At 65.4% G+C, this 23469-nt stretch carries 27 protein-coding genes; 21 read left to right on the top strand and 6 right to left on the bottom strand.

What is annotated here, in order from left to right:
- Window positions 1–3 precede the first annotated feature (3 nt).
- Genes EPO50_RS06435 through EPO50_RS06420 form a run of 4 tightly spaced genes read left to right on the top strand, consistent with a single transcriptional unit; the run spans window position 4 to window position 2923 of the window.
- Window positions 4–1422, top strand: coding sequence for an amidase (locus tag EPO50_RS06435; protein WP_296342115.1), 1419 nt, complete (start codon window positions 4–6; stop codon window positions 1420–1422).
- A gap of 16 nt (window positions 1423–1438) precedes the next feature.
- On the top strand, window positions 1439–1867 hold the full coding sequence (locus EPO50_RS06430; RefSeq protein ID WP_296342112.1) for a hypothetical protein: 429 nt from the start codon (window positions 1439–1441) through the stop codon (window positions 1865–1867).
- 16 nt (window positions 1868–1883) lie between these two features.
- The gene (locus EPO50_RS06425) at window positions 1884–2720 is read left to right on the top strand and encodes an amidohydrolase (RefSeq protein ID WP_296342110.1); all 837 of its coding nucleotides are present in this window, start codon (window positions 1884–1886) and stop codon (window positions 2718–2720) included.
- Window positions 2720–2923 carry a hypothetical protein gene (locus tag EPO50_RS06420; RefSeq protein WP_296342109.1) on the top strand — a complete coding sequence of 68 codons (204 nt, stop codon included), beginning with the start codon at window positions 2720–2722 and terminating at the stop codon, window positions 2921–2923. Before EPO50_RS06425 ends, EPO50_RS06420 begins: the two co-directional genes overlap by 1 nt.
- A gap of 6 nt (window positions 2924–2929) precedes the next feature.
- Here EPO50_RS06420 and EPO50_RS06415 read toward each other — a convergent pair whose 3' ends face one another.
- The 6 genes from EPO50_RS06415 to EPO50_RS06390 all read right to left on the bottom strand — a co-directional run bounded on the left by EPO50_RS06415 (window position 2930) and on the right by EPO50_RS06390 (window position 7147).
- Entirely contained in the window at window positions 2930–3901 is a 972-nt protein-coding gene (locus EPO50_RS06415; protein ID WP_296342107.1) for a hypothetical protein, read from the bottom strand.
- Window positions 3898–4935, bottom strand: a complete 1038-nt coding sequence (locus EPO50_RS06410; protein WP_296342105.1) for a hypothetical protein — start codon at window positions 4933–4935, stop codon at window positions 3898–3900. The genes EPO50_RS06415 and EPO50_RS06410 overlap by 4 nt, the downstream gene beginning before the upstream one ends.
- Window positions 4932–5099, bottom strand: a complete 168-nt coding sequence (locus tag EPO50_RS06405; RefSeq protein ID WP_296342103.1) for a hypothetical protein — start codon at window positions 5097–5099, stop codon at window positions 4932–4934. Before EPO50_RS06405 ends, EPO50_RS06410 begins: the two co-directional genes overlap by 4 nt.
- A 66-nt stretch (window positions 5100–5165) precedes the next feature.
- Window positions 5166–5447: a hypothetical protein gene (locus tag EPO50_RS06400; protein ID WP_296342101.1), complete on the bottom strand. Its 282-nt coding sequence runs from the start codon at window positions 5445–5447 to the stop codon at window positions 5166–5168.
- A 17-nt stretch (window positions 5448–5464) separates the two neighbouring features.
- Entirely contained in the window at window positions 5465–6334 is an 870-nt protein-coding gene (locus EPO50_RS06395) for an FAD-dependent oxidoreductase (RefSeq protein ID WP_296342099.1), read from the bottom strand.
- A gap of 36 nt (window positions 6335–6370) precedes the next feature.
- Window positions 6371–7147, bottom strand: a complete 777-nt coding sequence (locus EPO50_RS06390) for an enoyl-CoA hydratase/isomerase family protein (RefSeq protein ID WP_296342098.1) — start codon at window positions 7145–7147, stop codon at window positions 6371–6373.
- An 89-nt stretch (window positions 7148–7236) separates the two neighbouring features.
- Here EPO50_RS06390 and EPO50_RS06385 point away from each other — a divergent pair, with 89 nt between their 5' ends.
- The 17 genes from EPO50_RS06385 to EPO50_RS06305 all read left to right on the top strand — a co-directional run bounded on the left by EPO50_RS06385 (window position 7237) and on the right by EPO50_RS06305 (window position 23442).
- Window positions 7237–8151 carry a branched-chain amino acid ABC transporter permease LivH gene (locus tag EPO50_RS06385; protein WP_296342096.1) on the top strand — a complete coding sequence of 305 codons (915 nt, stop codon included), beginning with the start codon at window positions 7237–7239 and terminating at the stop codon, window positions 8149–8151.
- A gap of 4 nt (window positions 8152–8155) precedes the next feature.
- Window positions 8156–9571: a high-affinity branched-chain amino acid ABC transporter permease LivM gene (gene livM / locus EPO50_RS06380; protein ID WP_296342094.1), complete on the top strand. Its 1416-nt coding sequence runs from the start codon at window positions 8156–8158 to the stop codon at window positions 9569–9571.
- Complete coding sequence (locus EPO50_RS06375; RefSeq protein ID WP_296342092.1) at window positions 9568–10389, top strand: ABC transporter ATP-binding protein; 822 nt, start codon at window positions 9568–9570, stop codon at window positions 10387–10389. The genes livM and EPO50_RS06375 overlap by 4 nt, the downstream gene beginning before the upstream one ends.
- Window positions 10382–11110, top strand: a complete 729-nt coding sequence (locus tag EPO50_RS06370) for an ABC transporter ATP-binding protein (protein ID WP_296342090.1) — start codon at window positions 10382–10384, stop codon at window positions 11108–11110. The genes EPO50_RS06375 and EPO50_RS06370 overlap by 8 nt, the downstream gene beginning before the upstream one ends.
- Window positions 11111–11120: 10 nt before the next feature.
- Window positions 11121–11483 (top strand): DUF6867 family protein, encoded by a 363-nt coding sequence (locus EPO50_RS06365; protein ID WP_296342088.1) that lies wholly within the window; start codon window positions 11121–11123, stop codon window positions 11481–11483.
- Window positions 11484–11536: 53 nt separating this feature from the next.
- The gene (locus EPO50_RS06360; RefSeq protein ID WP_296342086.1) at window positions 11537–12649 is read left to right on the top strand and encodes a branched-chain amino acid ABC transporter substrate-binding protein; all 1113 of its coding nucleotides are present in this window, start codon (window positions 11537–11539) and stop codon (window positions 12647–12649) included.
- A gap of 161 nt (window positions 12650–12810) precedes the next feature.
- Window positions 12811–13251, top strand: a complete 441-nt coding sequence (rpiB, locus tag EPO50_RS06355) for a ribose 5-phosphate isomerase B (protein WP_296342084.1) — start codon at window positions 12811–12813, stop codon at window positions 13249–13251.
- A gap of 5 nt (window positions 13252–13256) precedes the next feature.
- Window positions 13257–14564: a serine hydroxymethyltransferase gene (glyA, locus tag EPO50_RS06350; protein WP_296342080.1), complete on the top strand. Its 1308-nt coding sequence runs from the start codon at window positions 13257–13259 to the stop codon at window positions 14562–14564.
- Between the two features lie 35 nt (window positions 14565–14599).
- On the top strand, window positions 14600–15064 hold the full coding sequence (gene nrdR / locus EPO50_RS06345; RefSeq protein ID WP_020695692.1) for a transcriptional regulator NrdR: 465 nt from the start codon (window positions 14600–14602) through the stop codon (window positions 15062–15064).
- A 7-nt stretch (window positions 15065–15071) separates the two neighbouring features.
- Entirely contained in the window at window positions 15072–16160 is a 1089-nt protein-coding gene (gene ribD, locus EPO50_RS06340; protein WP_296342078.1) for a bifunctional diaminohydroxyphosphoribosylaminopyrimidine deaminase/5-amino-6-(5-phosphoribosylamino)uracil reductase RibD, read from the top strand.
- A 9-nt stretch (window positions 16161–16169) separates the two neighbouring features.
- Complete coding sequence (locus EPO50_RS06335; RefSeq protein ID WP_296342076.1) at window positions 16170–16772, top strand: riboflavin synthase; 603 nt, start codon at window positions 16170–16172, stop codon at window positions 16770–16772.
- Window positions 16769–17920, top strand: a complete 1152-nt coding sequence (gene ribB / locus EPO50_RS06330; protein WP_296342074.1) for a 3,4-dihydroxy-2-butanone-4-phosphate synthase — start codon at window positions 16769–16771, stop codon at window positions 17918–17920. Before EPO50_RS06335 ends, ribB begins: the two co-directional genes overlap by 4 nt.
- Before the next feature lie 2 nt (window positions 17921–17922).
- On the top strand, window positions 17923–18411 hold the full coding sequence (locus EPO50_RS06325; protein ID WP_296342072.1) for a 6,7-dimethyl-8-ribityllumazine synthase: 489 nt from the start codon (window positions 17923–17925) through the stop codon (window positions 18409–18411).
- Entirely contained in the window at window positions 18408–18875 is a 468-nt protein-coding gene (gene nusB / locus EPO50_RS06320; protein WP_296342070.1) for a transcription antitermination factor NusB, read from the top strand. The genes EPO50_RS06325 and nusB overlap by 4 nt, the downstream gene beginning before the upstream one ends.
- Window positions 18876–18881: 6 nt before the next feature.
- Window positions 18882–19868: a thiamine-phosphate kinase gene (thiL, locus tag EPO50_RS06315; protein ID WP_296342069.1), complete on the top strand. Its 987-nt coding sequence runs from the start codon at window positions 18882–18884 to the stop codon at window positions 19866–19868.
- 78 nt (window positions 19869–19946) lie between these two features.
- Complete coding sequence (locus EPO50_RS06310) at window positions 19947–21179, top strand: MFS transporter (RefSeq protein ID WP_296342068.1); 1233 nt, start codon at window positions 19947–19949, stop codon at window positions 21177–21179.
- A 154-nt stretch (window positions 21180–21333) separates the two neighbouring features.
- Window positions 21334–23442 (top strand): sodium-translocating pyrophosphatase, encoded by a 2109-nt coding sequence (locus EPO50_RS06305; protein ID WP_296342067.1) that lies wholly within the window; start codon window positions 21334–21336, stop codon window positions 23440–23442.
- Window positions 23443–23469 lie beyond the last annotated feature (27 nt).

The raw sequence follows: 23469 nt of genomic DNA, 5'->3' as shown, positions 1-23469 counted from the left end.
GTCGTGGAGAACCTATTTGCGACGCTCGATGCGCTCGCCGTCGCGGATCTGATCAAGACCCGGAAGGTCGGCGCGCGTGAACTGCTGGACGCCACGCTCGCGCGATTGCGCGCCGTCAACGGCAGGCTGAACGCGATCACGGATTTCTACGAAGGCGATCTGCTCGAACGGTCGATTGCCGCGGCCGGCGAGGGGCCGTTTCAGGGCATTCCCTTCGTGGTCAAGCAGCTCATGGCCGATTGTGCCGGGACGGCAACCACCCTGGGCTCGAGGTTCTTCGCCAAGGAGCCCGTTGCAGCCGCCGACAGTACGGCGGTCGCGAGGATGCGTCGGGCTGGCCTTGTGATTGTGGGCCGGAGCAACACCAGCGAGTTCGGCCTGGCGCCCACGACTGAGCCGGCCTTTGGCGGCGCAACGGTGAGTCCCTGGCGCGACGACCTTTCTCCCGGCGGATCGTCAGGCGGCTCCGCGGCCGTCGTTGCGGCGCGGGCTCTGCCTGTCGCGCATGCCACGGATGGTGGTGGTTCGATCCGCATTCCGGCATCACTTTGTGGCTTGTTCGGCCTGAAGCCATCGCGTGGCCGCGTGAGCCTGGCGCCGCTCGGCGAGACTCTTGCCGGGGCAGGCGCGCAACTCGGCGTCTCGATCTCGGTGCGTGACAGCGCAGCGCTGCTCGATGCCATTGCCGGCGATGCGCCCGGCGATCCCTACAGCACGCCTCCTGCCAGTGGCAGCTTCCTTGACGCCACCCAACGGCCGCCCGGGCGGCTGCGGATCGCCTTCATGCATGCGCTCAAAGGCAGAGTGCCGCTCGATCCGGCGCTGGTCGCAGGTGTCGAGCAGACGGCAGCCCTGTTGAGCGAGCTCGGCCATCATGTCGAGCAAGCTGAGCCCGAACTCGATGGCGCGGCGATGGGTGCGGCGTTCGGAACGGTCATGGCCGCCAACACATTCACCAACATTCAGCTACGCGCCAACGGCCGCGTGCCGGGGGCGGGCGATCTCGAATCGGCGACCCGGCTCACCGCCGAAGCGGGCAGCAAGATCAGCGCAGATACCTATATCCGCGCCGTTCAGACGTTCCATCGCACCGGCCGGCAGCTCGGCAGCTTCTTCGAGCGCTACGATATCCTCCTTTCGCCGACAGTGGCGCGCACGCATCTGCCGCTCGGGACCGTGCGCATGGACGGCAGCCTCGCGCTTTACGAGGAGGGATTGGCACCGATGGTGCCGTTCACGTCCGTCTGCAACATGACGGGTGTGCCAGCGATGTCGGTCCCGCTCGCGTGGACGGGCGACGGGCTGCCGATAGGTATGCATTTCGTAGGCCGCCTTGGCGCGGAGGAGATGCTATTCTCGCTTGCAGCCCAGCTCGAACAGGCGCGTTCATGGCGCGAGCGACGGCCACCTCTGCAGGCGTAACCGAAGGAAAGACGAGATGCGCACGATCATCGTGGGTTTCATCGCGGGCTTCCTGAGTGTGCTGATCTTCCATCAGCTCGGCTTCTTCATCGCCACCGAGCTCGGGTTCGGCCGCTCCGTCATCTACAACATGCGGCCGGTGCCACCGTTCGGCGTGCCCCTGATCCTGTCGGCGGCGTTCTGGGGCGGCCTGTGGGGCATCGTCGGTGCCTACATCGTGCCGCGCCTGCCGGTGTGGCTGGACGGCCCAACCGGCTGGATCCTGTTCGCTGGGATCGTGGTGACCCTGGTCAACTGGTTCATCGTGCTGCCGATCAAGGGTTTGCCAGTCGGCAACGGATTCAACCTGCCCGGCGTCGTCGTGGTGCCGATCGTCTATGCCTTCTGGGGCTTCGGGATGTGGGTATTCGTCGGTCTGCTGCGACGAGCGCTCGGCTGGCGCTAGAACGGGAGTCGTCTCAATGCTGATCGCTGATGCCCAGGTGCACATCTGGGCAGCCAATACGCCTGAGCGTCCGTGGCCGGCCCGCGCCGAGCCTCACCGCGCGCCGTTGGGCAAGGACGAGCTGCTGGCCGAGATGGACAAGGCCGGCGTCGATCGCGTGATCCTGGTGCCGCCATCGTGGGAGGGCGATCGCAATGATCTCGCCCTCGATGCAGCGGTGCACCACCCAGATCGCTTCGCCGTCATGGGCCGCTTTGATCCCGAAGCGCCGGGCGCGCGCGGCCAGGTCGCGGGCTGGAAGAAGCAGAAGGGCATGCTCGGCATGCGTTTCACTTTCCATACGGAGATCCTGCGCAAGCCATTGCTCGACGGCAGCTTCGACTGGGTCTGGGGCGAGATGGAGAAGGCAGGCATTCCCGCCATGGTGCTGTTTCATCACGAGTACATGCACCTCGCCGATGGCATCGCCGAACGTTATCCAGGGCTGCGCTTGGTGCTCGATCATCTCGGGCTGAAGAGCGGCAAGGGCGTCACGGAGGCGTCGAATTTCGCGACGCTCGACAACGTGTTGGCATTGGCGAAGCGACCGAATGTGGCGGCCAAGGTTTCAGCGTTGCCGTGCTACGCGGACGACAAGGCTTATCCTTTCAAATCGCTACACGCACATATCGAGCGCGTACTCGATGCCTTTGGACCAAAGCGTACTTTTTGGGGAACCGATTGGTCGCGTCTGCCTTGTAACTACCGCCAGGGCGTCACCATGTTTACGGAGGAATTGCCGTGGCTCAAAGGCCATGACCTCGAATGGGTGGTGGGCCGTGGCATATGTGAGTGGATCGGATGGAGGATCTGATGCTTGGCACCAAGCGTACCGTCCCGCTGTGGCAAAAGCAGCCTCGGCGTCTGCCTGTGGAGCAGTCGCTGACGGCTGGTCGAACGAGCAGCCGCGTGGCCAAGCCCGCGATCGCGGCGAAAGCTAAGGCCATCGAGGTTGCCCGGATGAGAAGCCGGATGATGGCTGAGGCCAAGCGGATGGGGCGTTTCTCCGAAGCGTAGCAGAGCCTAGAGGGGACGCGTGACCGTCTCCGAGCCGCCGCCCCAGATCGGCAGATAGCTCATCTTGTAACCGGCGCCGCCGGTCACGATGACATGGATCGCCTCGGGCGCACGCGCGACGCCCTGGCCCTCATCGAAGAGATGGCGTTGCACGCGCGCGAGGTCCCAGGCGTCGTGACGCACGATCTTCTCGGCCATTTCCAGCGGCAGGAGGACGACCTGTTCGCCACGCTCGTTCTTGCGGCTGATCCCCGACATTACGATCGCAGCGCGCATGCCCGCGGCAATTGGCGAGAGGATCGCTTCCGGCGTCGCGCCTTCGCCGTCGCCTGGCAGTATCTCCGCCGTGCCCGAGACGCCCATGATGGTGAGGGCGCTGGCGTCGCTGCCGAGGCCACGGCGAGCGGTCAGCGTGGGGAAGGGGCCGTCGTGTCGTTCGGCAAAGCAGAAGCTGTATTTGCCCGGCTGTCCCATGGTCGCCATGTCGCCGACGTCAGAACGTGCGCCGCCGATGTTGCGGATGACGAGCTGCAGCGCGCGCCCGATGCTGGCATTGGCGCGATTGCCGGGGCCGAGGCAGTTGGTGCCGGCATTTACGCCCAGCTTGCGCGCTATGGGGCCGTGCAGGCAGAGGGCGACGCATGCAGTGCCGGTGGTGGTGGCGATGCCCAGGAGATTGAAGCCCGGTTCGAGAGTCGCTTCGGCAGCAGCCAGCACGACCGGCAATTCGGCAGGGCGGCACCCAGCCAGGACACATTGATAGGCGACGGCATCGGGGCTGACTTCCCCGAACATCGGCGGCATCAGTCCGCGGGCTTCGCTGCGATCCTTGATGCCGGCGACCATCGCGTCGAGGCGTCGGCCGGTCGGCGGCACCAACGGCAGGCCGTCCGACAGTTCGGCATCCGTCAGGATCTGCTGTGCGTCTTCCCAGCTCGTCTGCTCACTGACGACCGGCCAGCCGCACCACTCCGTCATCGCGCAATGCGCGTGCAGGCGACCGTAGTGCCGCCGAAGGACGGGATGAAGGCCGAGTGCTTGCCCGGTCCGCCGGCCACCGTGATGTGGATGTCTTCCGGCGCCCGCGCAATCGTGAACCAGTCCCCATCGGGCTTGTGGCCCGTGCTGATGTAGGTGTCCTGGTTCTCGGCCGAGATCCGCGAGACATGGACGCGCGAGCGAGCGAAAAGCTCCTGCCGGATGCTCTCGATCGTAAAGCCGTCGCGCTTCAAGGTCGCGGCATGTTCGGGGCCGATGATCACGAACATCGGGCCCTTGCCGTAGATCGTGTTGGCGCCGGGCGTCGCCATGCCGCCGGCAAAAGTCGTCAGCAGGCCGTCGCCGCTGGTGCTGCCATGGTCGTTGAGGTTATGCGGGCCTTCGCCCGACATGACCGTGACCACGCTGTCGGTCGGCGCGAAGCCGCGCTGGACGTGGTAGGGCGTCCAGGGATTCTCTTCCTCGTTCTCGCCGAAGCAGAAGGTGAACTTGGCGGGATTGCCCTGGGTCGAGCGGTCCATCTCACCCGGCTTGGCTCCGGCGACGTTCAGCAGCATGAGGCCGAGTGCCCGGCCGATAGTGGCATTGGCCTGCCAGCCCTGGCCGAAGCAATTCGAGCCGCAGTTGATCTTGAGTTCGTGACGGACCGGTCCGCTCACCATCACCATGGGCGCGCAGGAGTGCGTCGTGGCGAGCGTTCCGTGGAGATTGTAGTCAGGATCGAGGACGCCCCGCAGCGCTGCGGTCACGACCGGGAAATACTCCGGCTTGCAGCCGGCCATCACGGCGTTGGCCGCGAGCGCCTGCAGGGTCGGCACGATCTGGCGCGGCGGCACGGGCGGGTAGGGGCGGTTGTCGCCCCGCACCGTCTCGACGAACTTCGCGACCTTGGCCTCGGTCGGGACATAGAGCGGCATGCCGTCGCTCCAGCCCTGTTCGGTGGCGAAGTCGTTGAACGCCTCGACGTCCATATCGTCGAGGTCGATCACTTCCTGCTCGGCGATATCCTTCATTTCGTCGCCTCGCTCAGTCCCTTGGTCGCCGCTTCGATGCGCTCACGCAGCTCTTCCGCGTTGAGGCCACCGATCGGATGCTTCACCACGATCAGCCGTGGTTCGACCTTGCGGGCCTTCGCCTGGGCGAGGACCAGCGGCTTGAAAGTTTCAGTGGCGATCACGTAGGCCGTGATGCCGAGCTTCTCGAGTTCGATGCTGTCGTGGAAACTCCACGATGAACAGCTTCCTCAATCCGCTATGGCGAGGAGGGCACCGCGATACTTCGCGGCGACCTCCTGAAGCAGATCCTTTGGCGCCGGCTGGCTGGCGCTGTTTTTGGAAAGGAAGTCGATATTGTCGACCGTTCGGAACGCGCCGAGCTTGTCGCGGATGCCGGACAGCAGTTCGCGGGCGTTCGGCTTGGAGTTGGAAACGAGCGCGATGGCGTCGGTCGCCCAGTTGACGGGTTTCAGCGCCACCTTTGCGCCACCGGCAGCCGCCAGTCCAAAGGTCGGGTTGATGATACGCATGCCCGTGCTCCTCACCGCTATGGCTTGAGCGCCGCCACGATCTCCCTGGCCACCTTCTGGCCGTCGGCGATCGCGTCGGCGATGTAATGCCGTGCTCCGGCCCGAACGTCACCCACCGCGAAGATCAGCGGCGCCGAGGTCCGGCCCTGTTCGTCGACAACGATATGCCCGGTGGCGTCGCGTGCAAGCGAATCCGGCACGAATTCCGCAGCGGGAGACTGGCCGACATAGACGAACACCGCGTTGGCCGAAATGTCGTTTCGCGCGCCGTCGTTTTCGATGGTCACCGACTCCAGACCGTTGCTGCCGCCAAGGCCGACGATACGGCCCGGCAGGGTCTTGATGCCGTCGGCGACCTTGCCGTCCGGCGTGCCGAGCAGGGTCACGTCGCTGGCGATGCCGACGAGGGCCGCCGCCTCGTAGGGCGCCCAGCCAGTGGCGCCGGCGACAATGACGGACTGGCCGGCATAAAGCGGGCCGTCACAGATCGCGCAGTGCGACAGGCCGCGGCCTTCGTAATTTTCTTCCTCGGGGACGCCGAGCTTGCCCTTGTTCAGGCCAGTCGCCACGACGATGGCGCGACCTTCGTGCTGCTCGCCGTCCGCCGTCTCGATGGTGAACGGGCCGCTTCCGGTGATGGACGTCACCTCGCCGAAGCCGATCTCGACGCCCGCCACGACTGCATCGTCGGTGAGGCGCGCGGCCATGTCGGTGCCGTTGAACATCTCCTCGAAGTCGTGGAGTTCGCCCAGATTCACGAGCTCGCCGCCCGGCGCGAGCTTGTCGAGGCAGAAGGCCTTGAGGCCGGCTCGCGCGGCTTCGGTGGCGGCAGTGAGGCCCGCGGGGCCGGCGCCGATGACGATCACGTCGTGGGAGGGAGGTGCCATGTATCCTTTACCTAAATCGCCGTCACCCTAGAGGGCTCATCGGCCCTTGAACACGGGCTTACGCTTCTCGATGAAGGCGCGCATCGCCTCCTTCGAATCCTCGGTGCCCTGCAGGTTCACCGTCATGTTCTGCTCGAAGCGATAACCGTCGCGCAGGGTCATCTCCTCGATCGTGTTCAGCGCATGCTTGGCCGTGACGCTGGCGATCGGGCTCTTGGCGGCGATCTGGCGGGCGAGGTCCATCACGGTGTCCATCAACTTGTCGTCGGGCACGCAGGCCTCGACCACGCCGAGCCGATAGAGCTCGGGGCCCGGCACGCGATAGCCCGTCAGCATCATGCGCCGCGCCCGCGAATGGCCGAACAGGCGCATGGCGTGGCGTCCACCGCCCATCAGGCCGACATCGATCTCGGGCAGGCCGACCGAGGCGCTCTCGCCGGCGACGAGAATATCGCAGGAAGCCGCGACCGCGAGGCCCGCGCCGAGCGCGGGGCCATTGATGGCGGCGATTACCGGCTTCTTGCATTCCATGATGGCGTGGAAGCACTCGCGGGCATAGCGCATGCCGCGCCAGGCATCGCCCGGTCCGCGCTGGGCGCCGGCGCGGGCCTTGATATCGACGCCGGCACAGAAGCACTTGCCCTTGCCCGTAAGGACGGCGACCCGCACCTCGTCGAGGTCGGAGATCCGGTCGAAGGCGCGGATCATCTCATCCTGTAGTTCGGCGTTCTGTGCATTCACCGGCGGGTTGTCCATCGTCACGACGGCAATGTGGTCCGCGATTTGCACCCGGATCATCTTGAGATCGTCCATCCATTTCCTCCCAAGGTTCGTTCAATACACCGCTTGCCAGTGCCCGCGAAAGCATCGTACGTCGCAAGGGCAGGGAGTCAGAGCAAGACATGGCGTACTTCACGCAACAGCTGATCAACGCCATCACGCTGGGCGCCATCTACGGCCTGATCGCCATCGGGTACACGATGGTCTATGGCATCATCGGCATGATCAATTTCGCGCACGGCGAAGTTTTCATGATCGGTGCGTTCATCTCGCTCATCGGGTTCATGATCTGCAGCATGCTGGGGATCGGTTCGGCGCCGGTCGCGATCCTCCTCGTGCTGTTGCTGGCGATGGCCTTTTCCGCCGTCTACGGCTGGTCGATAGAACGCACGGCCTATCGACCATTGCGCGGTTCGTTCCGTCTCGCACCGTTGATCTCCGCCATCGGCGTGTCGATCGCCCTCCAGAACTACGTGCAGCTCGCCCAGGGCGCGCGGCCCAAGCCGGGCGGGCAGATCGTTTCGGGCGGATTCAATCTCTTCACCGATGATGGCTTCGACGTTCGCGTCACCTGGCTGCAGATCATCATCGTCGTGGTGACGATCGTGCTGATGGCGGGCTTCACCTGGCTGATTGCGCGCACCTCGCTCGGGCGTCAGCAGCGAGCCTGCGAGCAGGACATGAAGATGGCGTCACTGCTCGGCGTCAATGTCGACCGCACGATCTCGCTCACCTTCGTGCTGGGCGCTGCTCTGGCGGCCGTCGCCGGCATGCTGTTCCTGATGTACTACGGCGTCATCGACTTCTTCATTGGCTTCCTCGCCGGCATCAAGGCCTTCACCGCCGCCGTGCTGGGCGGCATCGGTTCGCTGCCGGGCGCCATGCTGGGCGGGCTGCTCATCGGCCTGATCGAGGTCTTCTGGGCCGGCTATTTTTCCAGCGAGTACAAGGACGTTGCCGCCTTCGCGATCCTGGTCCTGGTGCTGATCTTCCGGCCGACCGGACTGCTCGGCAAACCGGAGATCGAGAAGGTCTGAACGCATGGGTTCGCGTCTGCCCCAGATGCTGAAGGACGCGGGCCTTACCGCCTTCGTCGGAGCGGCACTCGGCATCTTCATCGTTGGCTTCCGTACCGTCGATATCGGTCGCGGACTTACCTTCGACTACCACCTCGTCGACCTCGCGGTGGCTGTCGTCGTGATCTTCGTGGGACGTCTCGGCCTGTCGCTGGCGGCGAACGGCCTGCGGTGGCCCGCGATTGCACTAGGGGCCGTGATGATCGCAGCGGGCGCCTCGCCGATGCAACTGCCCTCGAGCTTCCTGCACTGGTTCGTGGCGCTGGGCGGCGTGCTCCTGGTGATCCGCGCCATCTGGCCCTGGGCCAACAGTGCAGTGAACGAAGCGGCGCGCACACCCTCGGGGCGAGCACTCTCCACGGCCGGTACCAAATGGTTCGGCTGGTTGCTGCTGGCGGGGGCGGTTGTGATGCCGTTCACGCCCTTTGCCGACCAGAAGACGATGGATCTCGGCGTGCTGATCCTGACCTACGTGATGCTGGGCTGGGGGCTTAACATCGTCGTCGGCCTCGCGGGCCTGCTCGATCTCGGTTACGTCGCTTTCTACGCGGTGGGCGCTTATTCCTATGCGCTGTTGAGCACACAGCACGGCCTTGGTTTCTGGTCGGTGCTGCCGCTCGCCGGCATGATGGCGGCGCTGTTTGGCATATTGCTGGGTTTCCCGGTGCTCAGGCTGCGCGGCGACTACCTCGCCATCGTGACCCTGGGGTTCGGCGAGATCATCCGCCTGATCCTGCTCAATTGGTTCGACCTGACTAACGGGCCGGCTGGCATTGGCTCAATTCCGGGGCCGACCTTGTTTGGAGCGGTGTTCGCCGAAACGGCGCCGGCCGGCAAACAGACCGTGTCGGAAATGCTCGGCATTCCGTTCGACGGCAATCATCGCCTGATCTTCCTCTATTACATCATCCTCGTACTGGCGCTGATCACCAACGTGTTCACCCAACGCATGCGCCGCCTGCCGGTCGGTCGCGCCTGGGAGGCGTTGCGTGAGGACGAAACCGCCTGCCGGGCGCTAGGCATCAACCCGACCAACACCAAGCTCACGGCCTTCGCCATCGGCGCGATGTTCGCGGGCTTCGCTGGGTCGTTCTTTGCCGCCAAGCAGCGCTTCATCAGCCCCGAGAGCTTCGTGTTCATCGAATCGGCGATCATCCTCGCCATCGTGGTGCTGGGCGGCATGGGCAGCCAGATCGGCGTGGTGCTGGCCGCGGTCCTGCTGATTGGCCTGCCGGAGTGGTTCCGCGATCTCGGCAACTACCGCATGCTCGCCTTTGGAATGGCGATGGTGCTGATCATGGTATTCCGCCCGCGCGGACTGATCGCCCATCGCGAACCCTCCATTCGCCTGCATCCCGCCGGATCGGGAGGCAGCGGATGAGCGTGGCTACCGCCACACCGCTCATCGAGGTCGAACATCTGACCATGCGCTTCGGTGGTCTGGTGGCGATCGACGATGTCTCCTTCACCGCCCGCCCGCGCGAGATCACCGCGATCATCGGGCCCAACGGCGCCGGCAAGACCACGGTGTTCAACTGCATCACCGGCTTCTACAAGCCGACCGTCGGGCGGCTGACGCTGCGCGGGGGCAGGGGTGAATTCCTGCTGGAGCGCATGCTGGGCCATGAGATCGGGCAGCGCGCGAAGGTGGCGCGGACTTTTCAGAACATCCGGCTCTTTCCCGGCATGACCGTGCTGGAGAATCTGCTGGTCGCGCAGCACAACAAGCTGATGCGCGCCTCCGGCTGGAGCATCCTGGGCCTGCTGGGGATTGCGCGTTACCGCGATGCCGAGAAGGCTGCGGTCGAATTGGCACGAAGCTGGCTGGAGCGCATCAGGCTTCTCGCCGACGCCGACCGGCCGGCGGGCGAACTCCCTTACGGAGCGCAGAGGCGACTCGAGATCGCCCGCGCCATGTGTACCGAGCCCGAGCTTCTCTGCCTCGACGAGCCGGCGGCCGGACTCAATCCCCGCGAATCTGCAGAGCTCAACGAACTCCTGGTCTCGATCCGCGATCGCGACGGTATCGGCGTGCTGCTGATCGAGCACGACATGAGCGTGGTCATGAACATATCCGACCACATCGTCGTGCTCGACTATGGCCGCAAGATCGCCGAGGGCAACCCGGCGGCGATCAAGAACGACCCGGCAGTCATTCGCGCCTACCTCGGCACCGACGACGAGGCGATCGATGGCTGAGACGTCGATCCTGTCGGTGAAGGGACTGACCACCTTCTATGGCGCGATCCAGGCCCTGCATGGTGTCGACCTCGACGTCGCGCGCGGCGAGATCGTGACCCTGATCGGCGCCAACGGAGCCGGCAAGTCGACCTTGCTGATGACGATCTGTGGCAATCCGCGGGCGCGCTCAGGCAGCATCCGGTTCGACGGCGAGGAGATCACGTCGCTTCAGACGCACGAGATTGTGCGGCGTGGCGTGGCGCAGGTGCCGGAAGGCCGACGCATCTTCCCGCGCATGAGCGTGTTCGAGAACCTGCAGATGGGGGCGACGCTCGCCGATCCTGCGCATTTCAGCAGCGATCTCGATCGTGTCTTCACGATGTTCCCTCGGCTCGCCGAGCGGCGGACGCAACGCGGCGGTACGCTGTCGGGTGGCGAGCAGCAGATGCTGGCGATCGGCCGGGCGCTGATGAGCCGGCCGCGGCTGCTGTTGCTCGATGAGCCGTCACTTGGCCTTGCGCCGTTGATCGTGCGTCAGATCTTTGATGCCGTCGGCCGTATCGCCCGTGAGGAGAACGTCACGGTCTTCCTGGTGGAGCAGAATGCGTTCCATGCGCTGAGGCTCGCCGATCGCGGCTATGTGCTGGCGAACGGACGGGTGCGCTTGAGCGGCACCGGCCGCGAACTGCTGGCAAACCAGGAAGTCCGCGCCGCCTATCTGGAAGGCGGTCACGGATGAGCCCGCCCTCATGAGCCCACTCGACACCTTCATGTTCGATTGGTTCGGCGACACGCTGTTCAACGTCGTGCTGTTCAATCTCGTCCTGGTCGGGCCGGCGTCGTTTGCCGCGGGGCACGCGGTGGCGCTGATCTGGCGGCCTTGGCCGCAGATCGTTTTCTACACCGCGCTTCTCGCCGCGACGCTGCGTTTCCTCGACTACGCGCTGGCCAATGGCGAGCTGTGGTCGATCGGCGGCTTCGTGCTTGGCTGGGCTGTGCAACTCGCCATCGCGGCTTTCGCCTATCGCCTGACACGCGCGCGTCAGATGGTTCACCAGTATCCCTGGCTCTATCGGCGCAAAGGCTTGCTGGGTTGGGAGGAGCGGCACTAATGTAACCGCCATGCTCCGCACCAGCGGAGGGGGCTCAATAAGGGAGACTAGGGATGAAGAAGTTATACGGCACCCTGGCCGTCGCCGCCGTCGCGCTCATGGCGACACCGGCGCTTGCCCAGATCAAGATCGGCTCGGCCGGTCCGATGACAGGTTCGAACGCGGCCTTCGGCGAGCAGCTCAAGCGCGGCGCGCAGATGGCAGTGGAAGACATCAACGCCGCCGGCGGCGTGAACGGCCAGAAGCTCGAGCTCATAATCGGTGACGATGCCTGCGACCCGAAGCAGGCGACGGCCGTGGCCAACAAGATGGTCTCCGACAAGGTGGTGTTCGTGGCCGGGCATTTCTGCTCGGGTTCCTCGATCCCGGCGTCGGACATCTACAAGGAAGGTAAGATCCTCCAGATCACGCCGGCTTCGACCAACCCGAAGCTGACCGAGGATGCGGCCACCAAGGGCAACACGACCGTGTTCCGCACCTGCGGCCGTGACGACGTGCAGGGCACGACGGTCGGCAACTACATCCTGAAGAACCACAAGACGGCCAGGGTCGCGATCCTCCACGACAAGTCGCCCTACGGCAAAGGCGTGGCTGACGAGACCAAGAAGGCTCTGAACAAGGGTGGTCTGCGCGAGGCCATGTACGAGGCCTACAACGACACCGACAAGGACTTCGCGGCCCTCGTCAACAAGATGAAGCAGGCCAAGATCGACATCATCGTGCTCGGCGGCTACCACACGGCGGGCGCGCTGATCATCAAGCAGTCGCGCGAGCAGGGGCTGATGGCCCAGATGATGGGCTTCGACTCGCTGGAGACCGCCGAATTCGCCCAGCTGGGCGGTGCGGCGACCAACGGCGTGCTGATGTCGTTCCCGCCGAAGGCCGAGGACGACCCGAAGAATGCGGCACTCGTGAAGAAGTTCCGCGACGCCAAGTACAATCCGGAAGGCTACACGCTGTTCAGCTACGCCGCGGTGAAGGCTTGGGCCGACGCTGCCAACAAGGCGAAGTCGACCGATGCAGCCGCGGTCGCCGCGGCGCTGCGCTCCGGCAAGTATGACTCCGCCGTCGGCGTCCTCGAATTCGACGCCAAGGGCGACATCAAGAACGCGGTCTACGACATCTACGTCTGGAAGGACGGCAAGTCCTACCCGTCGACCAAGTAGGCGACCCAGCCATTCGCGAGGAAGGCCCGGCCAGCGCCGGGCCTTTTTCGTTCCAGTTCAACGTCTTGTAGGTGGGTTCCCACGATTTTGGGGGACGGTGACATTACGGCCCCGAATATGGTAGCAGGGGGCTCAACAGCTAGAGGGGATCGATCGTCGACATGCCGGGGGGCGCCATCGCGGTCGCGTCGGATCATGCCGGCTTCGACCTGAAGGAAATTCTGAAGCGCGACCTGCAGGAAGCGGGTCACGAGGTGCTCGATCTTGGCACCAATTCGACCGCATCTGTCGACTATCCAGACTTCGGCAAGGCGATGGGCGACGCCATCGCTTCAGGCAAAGCTGCACGCGGCGTGCTGGTCTGCGGCAGCGGTATCGGCATTTCGATTGCCGCCAACCGCAACCCCAAGGTCCGGGCGGTGCTGGCGCACGACGTGACCTCGGCGCGGCTGTCGCGCGAGCACAACGACGCCAACGTGATCGCCTTTGGCCAACGTCTGATTGGCGTCGAGACGGCGCGCGAAGCGCTCCAGGTCTTTCTGTCTACCGAATGGGCCGGCGGTCGCCATGCCGGCCGTGTCGAAAAGCTTTCAAAGGGTTGAGCGAGATGAGCCAAGCTGCTGCCAAGTCCGGTGAGTCGCCGTTGCCGATGTTCACCAAGAGCCTTGCCGAGGCCGATCCTGCAATCGAGGCAGTCCTCAAGGGTGAGCTGCACCGCCAGCGCGAGCAGATCGAGCTGATCGCCTCTGAAAACATCGTATCGCGCGCCGTGCTCGAAGCGGCGGGTTCGGTGCTCACTAACAAGTATGCCGAGGGCTATCCCGGCCGGCGCTACTACGGCGGCTGCGAGGAAGTCGACAAGGCCGAGCAGCTCGCGATCGAGCGCGCCTGCAAGCTGTTCGACTGCTCCTTCGCCAACGTGCAGCCGCATTCTGGTGCGCAGGCCAACCAGGCCGTCTTCATGGCGCTCTTGAAGCCGGGCGATACCTTCATGGGCATGGCGCTCGACCAGGGCGGCCATCTCACGCACGGCTCGCCGGCCAACCAGTCGGGCAAGTGGTTCAAGGTCGTGTCCTACGGCGTGAAGCCCGACACGCATCTGATCGACTACGAGCAGATGGAAGAGGTGGCACGCCGGGAGAAGCCGAAGCTGATCGTGGCCGGCGCTTCCGCCTACTCGCGCTCCATCGACTGGGCACGCTTCCGCAAGGTCGCCGACGAGATCGGTGCCTATTTCATGGTCGACATGGCGCACTATGCCGGCCTCGTTGCGGCCGGCGTCTATCCGAGCCCGCTGCCACACGCCCATGTCGTGACGACGACGACGCACAAGACGCTGCGCGGCCCGCGCGGCGGCATGGTGCTGTCGACCGATGTCGATCTCGGCAAGAAGATCAACTCGGCAGTGTTCCCCGGCCTGCAGGGCGGGCCGTTGATGCACATCATCGCCGCCAAGGCCGTGGCCTTCGGTGAGGCGCTGCGACCGGACTTCAAGGTCTATGCGCAGAACGTCATCGACAATGCGCGCGCGCTGGCCTCGGCGCTGACCGAGCGTGGCTTGAATATCATCTCGGGCGGAACCGACAGCCACGTCATGCTGGTCGATCTGCGTCCGAAGAAGGCGACCGGCGTGTCGGCCGAGAAGGTGTTGGATCGTGCCGGCATCACGGTGAACAAGAACAGCATTCCGGGCGATCCAGAGAAGTACACGATCACTTCGGGCGTGCGGCTCGGTTCGCCGGCCGGCACGACGCGCGGCTTCGGCGTCGCCGAATTCCGCCAGATCGGCCATCTGATCGCCGACGTGCTCGACGGCATCGCCAAGAACGGCCCGGACGGCGATGCCCAGGTCGAAGCGCAAGTGCGCGCCAAGGTGCACGCGCTTTGCGCCCGCTTTCCGATCTACCGCGACTGACAACGCGCCAATCTAGAAAATAACAGGGGGAATAGATGCGCTGTCCATTCTGCGGTCACGAGGACACCCAGGTTAAGGACTCGAGGCCGACTGACGACAATTCGGCGATTCGCCGGCGGCGCTACTGTCCGTCCTGCGGCTCTCGCTTCACGACCTTCGAGCGCGTCCAGTTGCGCGAGCTGACGGTGGTGAAGAAGAATGGCCAGCGCGTGGCGTTCGATCGCGACAAGCTCGCGCGCTCGATCCAGGTCGCCTGCCGCAAGCGGCCGGTCGATCCCGAGCGCACCGAGCGCGTGGTGAACGGCATCGTGCGCCGCCTCGAGAGTTCGGGCGAGAGCGAGATCCCCTCGACGCAGATCGGCGAACTGGTGATGGACGCACTGCGTGCGCTCGACCCGGTGGCCTATGTGCGATTCGCCTCGGTCTATCGCAATTTCCGCGAGGCAAAGGACTTCGAGGAATTCATCTCCGACCTCGCCGATACCAACTTCAAGGACTGACCCGATGATGCGCGCGGCCTTAGCGCTGGCGCGCCGCTCGCTCGGGCGCACCTGGCCCAATCCTGCTGTCGGCTGCGTGATCGTGCGCGACGGCCAGGTGATCGCGCGGGGCCGAACGCAGGATGGCGGCCGGCCGCACGCCGAAGCCGACGCCATCGCCCAGGCGGCGGCCCAGGGCCTGTCGCTGAAGGGCGCCACGGCCTGCGTCACGCTCGAACCCTGTTCACATCATGGCCGCACGCCGCCCTGCGCCGATGCGCTGGTGGGAGCCGGCGTCGCGCGGGTCGTCTCGGCGCTCGAGGATCCCGATCCGAGGGTGAAGGGGCGGGGGCACGAGCGGATGCGGGCAGCGGGCATCGACGTCGTCGTTGGCGACGGCGCGGCCGAGGCTGCGGAGATCAACGCCGGCTTCCTGACGCGCGTGAAGGAGGGACGGCCGCTCTTTCATCTCAAAGTTGCCAGTTCGCTCGATGGCCGCATTGCGACCGCGTCGGGTGAGAGCAAGTGGATCACCGGCCCGGCGGCACGCCTGCACGGCCACCACCTGCGAGCCACCCACGACGCGATCCTGGTCGGCGTCGAGACGGCTTTGGCCGACGACCCCGATCTCGGGTGTCGGCTGCCCGGCCTTATCGAGCGATCGCCGGTCCGCCTCGTGCTCGATTCAAAAGCCCGACTGTCGCCGCAGTCCAAGCTGGCAACGACGGCGGGGCAACGTCCGGTATGGCTGCTCTGTACCAAGGCCGCGTCGCCGGCGGCACGCGACGCGCTGGCCAGGCAGGGCGTCGAGATCATCGAGGTGGAGGCTGGCGCGGATGGTCGCATCGACGTGGCCGCCGCCGGCCAGCTATTGGGCGCGCGCGGATTGACCCGCGTCCTGATCGAAGGCGGCGGACAGGTGGCGGCCTCGTTCCTGAAGGCAGGCCTCGTCGACCGTATCTCCAGTTACCGGGCAGGGCTTCTGTTGGGCGGCGACAGCCGCTCTGCGGTCGGGCCACTGGGCCTGGAGCGGCTGGGTTTCGCGCCCCGGTTCCGGCTGGGTTCGGCCCGGCAACTGGACGGCGACACGCTGGAAACCTGGCGGCGGGAGGCTTAAGGAACGGCCATGTTTACGGGTATCGTCACCGACATCGGTGAAATCGTCTCGGTCGATGCAGGCGGCAATGCGGGCGACCGGCGCTTTGTCATCGCGACGAAACACGACCTGACGGCGGTTCCCATCGGCGCGTCGATCGCCTGCTCGGGCTGCTGCCTCACCGTGGTCGAGAAGGGCGACGGCCGGTTCGCCGTCGACGTGTCCGACGAGAGCCTGTCCAAGACCCATCTCGGCGGCTGGAAGGCTGGCGGCAAGCTCAACCTGGAACTGTCGCTGAAGCTCGGCGACGAACTCGGCGGCCATCTGGTCTATGGCCATGTCGACGGCGTCGGCAAGATCGTTTCGATGACGCCGGTCGGTGGCAGCATGCGCTTCGACTTCGAAGCGCCGGGCGATGTCGCGCGCTTCGTGGCGTCCAAGGGCTCGGTCACGATCGACGGCATTTCACTCACGGTCAATGAAGTGGATGGCAATCGTTTCAGCGTGAACGTGATCCCGCACACGCAGGCGGTCACGACGCTGGGGCAGGCAAAGGTCGGCCAGCAGGTCAACCTTGAGGTGGATATGCTCGCGCGTTACGTTGCGCGATTGTTGGAGCACGGAAAAACATGAGCGCGCTCGAAAAGGACGCTTGGCGGATCACCTTCTCGGAAGTGAAGGCCGCGGCCGAGGACATCATCGAGGAAGCCCGCAAGGGCCGGATGTTCATCCTCGTCGATGACGAGGACCGCGAGAACGAGGGCGACCTCGTCATCCCGGCGCAATGGGCGACGCCCGAAGCGATCAACTTCATGGCCAAGCATGCGCGCGGCCTGATCTGCCTGGCGCTGACGCGCGAGAGGGTCGAGCAGCTTGGCCTGTCGCTGATGGCCCAGAACAACGGTACGCGCCATGCGACCGCCTTCACTGTGTCGATCGAAGCGCGAGAGGGTGTCACCACCGGCATCTCGGCAGCCGATCGCTCCCGAACCGTTTCTGTCGCGATCGATCCGTCCTGCGGCCCTCAGGATATCGTGACCCCGGGCCACGTCTTCCCGTTGGTGGCGCGCGATGGCGGCACGCTGGAGCGCACTGGCCACACCGAGGCCGCCGTCGATCTGGCGCGTCTTGCCGGCCTGACACCGGCCGGTGTGATCTGCGAGATCATGAACGACGACGGCACGATGGCCCGTCGCAACGATCTCATTACCTTCGCTCAGCGGCATGGCCTCAAGATCGGCACCATCGCCGACCTGATCGCCTATCGCCGGCGCTACGACTCGATCATCAAGCGCATCAGCGAGACCCATCTCGACAGCACCTACGGCGGCGATTTCCGCTGCGTCGTCTACGTGAACAAGGTGACGATGGCGCAGCACGTTGCGCTGGTGAAGGGCGACCCGGCGACGGGCGGTCCGATCATGGTGCGCATGCATGCCGTCAACCTCTTCACCGATACACTCGGCCAGAGGAGCGGCGGTCGCGGTGGCGAGATCGAAGCCTCGATGCGCGAGATCTCCAAGGAGGGCAGGGGCGTGATCGTGCTGATACGCGAACCGCTCACGGTCGTCCTCGCCGAACAGCGCCGTCGCGCCGGCGAACCGATCCCGCCATCGGGCCAGGAGTTGCGCGACTACGGTGTCGGCGCCCAGATCCTGATCGATCTTGGCGTCAAGGAGATGATCCTGCTCACCAACAGCAAGAAGAGCATCGTCGGTCTCGAAGGTTTCGGCCTCAAGGTGGTCGGCCAGAGGCCGGTACCCGGCCGCACGGCGATCTGACCATGTCGACACGGACGGAAACGCCGACGGCGCGGCCGGCAGTCGCCGGCGTCAAGGGCGCACGCATCCTGATCGTCGAGTCTCCTTATTATACGGAGATCGCTGCGGCATTGGTCGCGGGCGCGGAGCGCGAGATCAAGAAGAACGGTGCCAAAGTCGAGCGCGTCGCCGTGCCGGGCGCCTTCGAGATTCCCGGCGCCATCGCTCTGGCCGCCTCGAAGAAGGGCAAGCGCTACGACGGCTATGTCGCGCTGGGCTGCGTCATTCGCGGCGAGACCTCGCACTATGACTATGTCTGCGGCGAGAGTGCGCGTGGACTGATGGACCTCTCCATTCAGAAGAAGCTGGCGATCGGCTACGGCATCGTGACAGTCAACACGATGGAGCAGGCCGAGGCGCGCGCCTTCATCGACCGCGGCGACAAGGGCGGCGACGCTGCTCATGCCTGCCTCGCCATGGTGGCACTCGGCCGCCGCTGGAAGAGCTCGTGAGCGACAAGCCCGCGCCCAGCCGTCGCCAGGCTGCGCGGCTGGCGGCGGTTCAGGCGCTCTATCAGTGGCAGGAAGGACAGGACGCTCCGGCCGAGATCGTCGAGCAGTTCCTGAAGGTTCGGACGGGCGAGACGGGCGAGGGCGGGATGCGCCGCGATGCCGACCGTCCGCTATTCAAGGACGTCGTCGAAGGAACCGCCTCGCACAAGTTCGAGCTGGAGAAAACCGTTTCGGATGCGCTGGCGCAGGACTGGACCTGGGCGCGTGTCGACCGGCTCGTGCGGGCGATCCTGTTGGCGGGCACCTACGAGCTGGTGCATCGTCACGACGTGCCGGCACGCGTGGTGATCAACGAGTATGTCGAGATCGCGCACGCCTTCTATGGCAAGGGCGAGCCGAACTTCGTGAACTCCGTGCTCGACCGCGTAGCGCGCCAGTCGCGCTCGGCCGATCTGGCGAAGTAGCACGCCGTGGCGCCGCGCCGGCGTATCGGCGAGTTCGAGTTGATTGCCCGCTATTTCGCGCCGCTCGCCCGCGGCTTCGACGGCGCCGGCGGCCTCAAGAGCGACAACGCCTTCCTGCCCGCCGATCCGCGCCACGATCTCGTGGTGAAGACCGACACGATCGTGGCCGGCGTTCATTTCCTGGCCGATGAGCGGCCCGAGCGTGTCGGAGCGAAGGCGCTGCGCGTCTGCCTTTCCGACCTCGCGGCCGGCGGTGCGACGCCTTTCGTCTATCAGCTCTCGCTCGCCCTGCCGGCAGCTTGGCGCGAAAGCTGGATCACTGGTTTCGCGAAGGGATTGGCGGCGGACCAGCGTCGCTACGGCGTGGTGCTCTGCGGCGGCGATACGGTCGTGACGCCGGGGCCGCTCACCGTAACGATCACGGCTTTCGGCAAGGTCGCGCGTGGCAAGGGCCTCGGTCGTGACAGGGCACGGGCGGGCGACGAACTCTGGGTGAGTGGCACGGTCGGCGATGGTGCGCTCGGCCTTCTGGCGGCGCGCGGGCAATTGCGAGGCATCACGCCTCGACAGGGTGCCTCGCTCGAGGAGCGTTATCGCCTGCCGCAGCCGCGCTCCGCGCTGGGCTCTCGCCTGATCGGGATCGCGAGCGCGACTACCGACGTTTCAGATGGCCTGCTGGCTGACGCTGGCCATATCGCCGAAGCCTCGCGGCTGGCGGTGAGTGTCGAGCGCGATGCCGTGCCGTTGTCGGCGGCGGCGCGCGCTGCCGTGGCGGCCGAGCCGAAGCTCTGGGCAAATGTGCTGGGCGGCGGCGACGACTACGAACTCGCCATCGCAATCCCGCCGCGCAAGCGGGCCGGGCTGCTCAAGGCGGCACATGCGGCGGGGATCGAGGTGACCCGGATCGGCCGCTTCGTGCGCGGTGCCGGCGTGCAGCTCACGATCGGCGGAAGACCAGCGGCGGTGACGCGCAAGGGTTACGTTCACTTCTAGTGATACGCGTCCCCGGCGTAGCTGAGTCGCACCACTGGAATGGCCGCGCACAGCCTTGCCGACTAGAGTGCGCGCCCAATGGACGGTTCGATCAAGGTGCAGGAAACGACGGCGGCGACCAGCGGCGGCATGCCGCCGCGCTCGATGCGCAACATCGCCCTGCTGGCGATGTGTCAGGCGCTTACCCAAAGCAGCAACACGCTGATGTTCGCTTCCTCGGCGCTGGCGGTGCTGACCATCGTCACACCGGACATGCGCATGTGGGCCAATCTGCCGGTCACTATGCAGCATCTGGGCGTCATGCTCTCGGTCTTCCCGGCTTCGCTGCTGATGATGCGCCGCGGCCGCAAGTTCGGTTTCCGCAGCGGCTCGATCATGGGCATGGTGGGTGCCTCGTGCGCCGCGATCGGCCTCGGCATCGGCAGCTTTCCGGTCATGTGCCTGGGCGGCATCTTCCTGGGTTACGGCATTGCCAACATGCAGCTGTACCGCTTTGCCGCCGTCGAGCTGGCGCCGGGGCACTACCGCGCGCAGGCGATCTCCTATGTGACGGCCGGCGGCGTGCTGGCTGGCATCATCGGACCCACCCTGGCGCGCTTTACCCCTGATCTCTGGCTGCCGACATTCCAGGCGAGTTTCGTGGCGGTGGTCGTCGTCCACATCCTGGTTTTCATCGTTCTGGGCTTCATCGAGTTCCCATCGGTGAAGACCGACGAGGCAGCCGGTCCGCAGCGGCCGCTGCTCGAGATCGTGACCCAGCCGACCTACATGGTGGCCTGTGCCGGCGGCATGATCGCCTTTGGCGTGATGTCGTTCGTGATGGCCGCTTCGCCGCTGGCCATCGTGCAGTGCGGCCTCGACAAGACCGAAGCGCCGGTCACGATCTTCGTTCACGTCATGGGCATGTTTCTGCCGTCGTTCTTCACGGGACACCTGATTGCCCGGTTCGGCGTCTTCAACATGATGATCGCGGGCATCGTCCTGCTTGTGGCGGGCGTGGCCGTCGCGCTGATGGGTGTCACCGAGTGGCACTTCCGGGGCGCGCTCAGCCTGAACGGGGTGGGGTGGAACTTCCTGTTTGTCGGCGCCACGACCTTGCTGACGACGACCTACCGCCAGGCGGAGCGCGGCAAAGCCCAGGCATTCAACGACTTCATGGTGTTCGGCGTGACGACCGTATCCAGCTTGATGGCGAGCGTCGTGCTGGAACTGGAGGGCTGGGCGACCCTCAACTATGTGGCGCTGGTTCTGGTGCTGATCGCGTTCGTCGTCATCGCCGTTTTCCGCCTGCGCCACCCGTCACGCGCCTGACGCCAACCCTTTGACGTGACGTGGTTTTTGCCTAGTCGCGTGTTGCGCCGATAGGGCGCATCTGTCATTTTTTGGCCGCCTTCGCGCCGGGGGAGATACGCACCCGGGCCGCGATGCGCCGGAAGCGCTGTGAAAACAACGGGTTAATAAAAATATGTCCAATATTCTATGGGCCGTTATCGGCTGTGGCGTTATCGCCCTGCTGTACGGCATCGTTACCGCGTCGCGGGTCATGGCATCAGATGCCGGCACGCCACGCATGCAGGAAATCTCGCAAGCTGTGCAGGAAGGAGCGGCTGCTTATCTGCGCCGCCAGTACACCACCATCGGTATCGTCGGCGTGGTCGTGCTGATCATTCTGGCCATACTTCTGGGCAAGTTCGCCGCGATCGGCTTCCTGATCGGCGCCGTTCTGTCGGGAGCCGCAGGCTTCATCGGCATGAACGTCTCGGTCCGCGCCAACGTGCGCACCGCGGCTGCCGCGCAGAAGAGTCTGGGGCAGGGCCTCGACCTCGCCTTCAAGTCGGGCGCCATCACCGGCATGCTGGTGGCGGGCCTCGCGCTTCTCGGCGTCGTCGGTTATTTCGCGGTGCTTCTCAACATGGGCATTCCCGCCGGCGGCCGCGTCATGGTCGACTCGCTGGTGGCCCTGGGCTTCGGCGCTTCGCTGATCTCGATCTTCGCCCGTCTCGGCGGCGGCATCTTCACCAAGGGTGCGGACGTCGGCGGCGACATGGTCGGCAAGGTCGAAGCCGGCATTCCGGAAGATGACCCCCGCAATCCGGCCACCATTGCCGACAACGTCGGCGACAACGTCGGCGATTGCGCCGGCATGGCGGCCGACCTGTTCGAGACCTACGCGGTGACCACCGTCGCCACCATGGTCCTGGCCTCGATCTTCTTCCAGGCCGATCCAGTCCTCGTCTCCAAGCTGATGACCTATCCGCTGGCTATCGGCGGCGTCTGCATCCTGACCTCGATCATCGGCACCTACTTCGTCCGGCTCGGCTCGGACAACAACATCATGTGGGCGATGTACAAGGGCTTCATCGCTGCGGCGGTGCTGTCGATTCCGGCTATCTGGTTCGTGACCTCGCATGTCGTCGGCATGGGCACGGTCATGAAGGTCGGCGCAATGTCGTTCACCGGCCTGTCGTTGTTCTGGTGCTCGCTGGTCGGCCTCGCCGTCACTGGCCTGATCATCTGGATCACCGAGTACTACACCGGCACCGACTATCGCCCGGTCAAGGCGGTGGCACAGGCGTCGGTCACCGGTCACGGCACCAACGTGATCGCGGGCCTCGCCATGTCGATGGAGGCCACCGCGCTGCCGGCGCTGGTGATCTGCTCCGGCATCGTGGTCTGCTACATCCTGGCCGGCCTGTTCGGTATCGCCATCGCCACCACCGCCATGCTGGCGCTGGCCGGCGTGGTCGTGGCGCTCGACGCTTACGGCCCGGTGACGGACAACGCCGGTGGCATCGCCGAAATGGCGGGCCTGCCGAAGGAAGTGCGCAAGAACACCGACGCGCTCGACGCGGTCGGTAACACCACCAAGGCTGTCACCAAGGGCTACGCCATCGCGTCGGCTGGTCTTGGCGCCCTGGTGCTGTTCGCGGCCTATACCGAAGACCTCAAGTACTTCATCGGTCAGGGCAAGCTCGGTGTTCAGGGCACAGTGCAGTTCAGCCTCGAGAACCCGTATGTCATCGTCGGCCTGCTGATCGGCGGCCTGCTGCCGTATCTCTTCGGCGGCATGTCGATGCTGGCCGTGGGCCGTGCCGCGCAGGCGGTGGTCGAGGAAGTGCGGCGTCAGTTCAAGGAGAAGCCCGGCATCATGGCGGGCACCGACCGGCCGGATTACGGCCGTGCGGTCGACATGCTCACCAAGGCGGCGATCAAGGAAATGATCGTCCCGTCGCTGCTGCCGGTGCTGTCGCCGATCGTGGTCTACTTCGTCATCTCGGCGATCGCGACCAAGGCCGATGCCTTCGCCGCGGTGGGCGCCATGCTGCTCGGCGTGATCGTCACCGGCCTGTTCGTCGCCATCTCAATGACGGCGGGCGGCGGTGCCTGGGACAACGCCAAGAAGTACATCGAGGAAGGCCATTTCGGTGGCAAGGGATCCGAGGCCCACAAGGCCGCGGTGACCGGCGATACCGTCGGCGATCCGTACAAGGATACGGCGGGCCCCGCGGTCAACCCGATGATCAAGATCACCAACATCGTGGCGCTGCTGCTGCTCGCCGTGCTCGCGCACTGAGCTGCTGAAGTCTCCACAAAGAGAAAG

The sequence above is a fragment of the Reyranella sp. genome, assembly GCF_004297405.1.
Classification (GTDB): domain Bacteria; phylum Pseudomonadota; class Alphaproteobacteria; order Reyranellales; family Reyranellaceae; genus Reyranella.
Note: the sequence above shows the minus strand (reverse complement) of the source record. Positions and strands in the feature narration are given on the sequence as shown.